A 1,704-nucleotide genomic window follows, 5' to 3' on the forward strand; every position below is an offset into this window, starting at 1 on the left:
ACTGCCCGGACTATGCCGAGGGCTATAACCAGCGCGCTTTCGTGAATTTCCTGCGCGAGGATTTTGAAACCTCGCTGACCGATCTGGACCGGGCGCTGGAACTGTCGCCCGACCATTACGCGGCGATGTCGGGCAAGGCGATGGTGCAGCTGGGGCTGGGACAGACCGAAAACGGCTTCAGGGTCTTGCTCAAGGCGCTTGAGATCAACCCGTGGCTGCCCGAGCGCCACCTGCTGCCGCCGGAAATGCGCCCGCAATCGGGCGACGATATCTGAGCCGACTTTACTCTGACCGCCAAATGCCTATTGTCCGCCGCATCGCGCGAACCGGATGCGGGCGTGATGGAATGGTAGACATACCAGACTTAAAATCTGTTGGGGCGTAGCCCCGTGTGGGTTCGAGTCCCACCGCCCGCACCATTTATCCCCGACTGCTCAGACCTGCGCCGCGTGCCGCCATTTTGCGGCCCGCCGGTTCATCTTGCGCCGCCACAGGGGCGGCACCAGCGCGATCATCGCCATCACCGGCAGGCTGTGCGGCAGGGTTGGCATGGTCTCGGGGCCGGACAGGTGCAGCGCCGGATAGGGTCGGGCCGGGTGGGCGTGGTGGTCGGAATGGCGCGGTGCGTTCAGCATCAGGTGGCTGGAGAACCGGTGCGGCGCGTTCCAGCTGTGGGCGGCAGTGACCGGTAGATATTTGCCGTTCGGACGGCGGCCCCGGTTCAGGCCGTAATGCTGGACGTAATCCGACAGCAAAAGCTGCATCGTCGCATAGCCCGCCAGCGCCAGATAGGCCAACAGGCCGGTGATCCCATAGGCCAGCCCCGCCAGCGCCAACGCCAGAACCGCGCCGCCAAGATACAGGCCATAGACCCGCTGGCGGCCCAGGGCGCGCTCGGCCCTTAATCCGGCGCGGAACGACCCGATCCAGGCCCGTGGGGCAAAGCGATAGAACCCTTCGCCGGGGCGCGGGCTGTTGGGGTCGTCAGGCGTGGCGACAAAACGGTGATGCACATGCCGGTGCGCCGAGGTGTGATGCCCGAACAGCAGCGAGATATAGACCCACATTCCCAAGCGAAACAAAGGTTTGCGGCTGCGGTGGATCAATTCATGGGCGTTGGAATTGCTGACCTCTCCGAAGAACAGGCCAAAGGCGAAGAACGTGCCGATTTGTTCAGGCGTGCTTAGGCCCGCGTGGCCTGACACCGCCCGCACTGCCAGCGCCAACAGCCCGAAATGCGCCAGCGCCAACAGCACCGACAGCGCATCGGCGGCGGGAAAGCTGGCGTCTTCGGGCGCGTCGGGCGCGGGCCGCGCCATCAACGCATCGGCCAGTCCGGCCAGCAGGCTCATGTAAGCCAGCGCCGCCCAGACCCATGCCCCGCCCAGCACCGCCGCCAGCCCCAGCAACGGCAGCGGCGTCAGCGTGGCGAGGGCGAAAAAGGTGACAGGACGTCGGGTCATTGCGGGCTCGGGGTGTTTGCGGGGTCAGAATGGGCCAAAGCCCCGCAATAGGCCAGCCCCGGTGTTTCTGCCCGCGCTCCCTTCCAATGGGCGGGGAATGTGATTAAATCACCCCTAACCGGAGGCACATATGGCGCTATTTTCAAAGCTCAAAGAGCGGTTGTTCAAATCCTCGTCCAAGTTGGAAGAGGGGTTGGAGGCTATTGTCGATGACGGTGGCGTCGAAGAGGCCGCACAAACG

Annotated in this window: 1 protein-coding gene, 1 tRNA gene and 1 pseudogene; 2 read left to right on the plus strand and 1 reads right to left on the minus strand. The window is 64.4% G+C overall.

Features of this window, described 5'->3' with window-relative positions:
• Both ABYW26_RS14240 and ABYW26_RS14245 read left to right on the plus strand, forming a co-directional pair.
• Positions 1-275: pseudogene (locus ABYW26_RS14240) on the plus strand (hypothetical protein); the annotation flags it as partial.
• Between the two features lie 57 nt (positions 276-332).
• Positions 333-419, plus strand: a tRNA-Leu gene (locus ABYW26_RS14245).
• 15 nt (positions 420-434) lie between these two features.
• On the opposite strand, the gene ABYW26_RS14250 is transcribed toward ABYW26_RS14245, so the two are convergent.
• Positions 435-1,463, minus strand: coding sequence for an alkane 1-monooxygenase (locus ABYW26_RS14250; protein ID WP_372605571.1), 1,029 nt, complete (start codon positions 1,461-1,463; stop codon positions 435-437).
• Positions 1,464-1,704: the final 241 nt, after the last annotated feature.

It is taken from the genome of Actibacterium sp. (assembly GCF_041584535.1).
In the GTDB taxonomy this organism is placed as follows: domain Bacteria; phylum Pseudomonadota; class Alphaproteobacteria; order Rhodobacterales; family Rhodobacteraceae; genus Actibacterium_D.

Coding starts and splice junctions, on each gene's coding strand:
- ABYW26_RS14250 (WP_372605571.1), bottom strand. CDS start 1,463: ATGACCCGACGTCCTGTCACCTTTTTCGCCCTCGCCACGCTGACGCCG.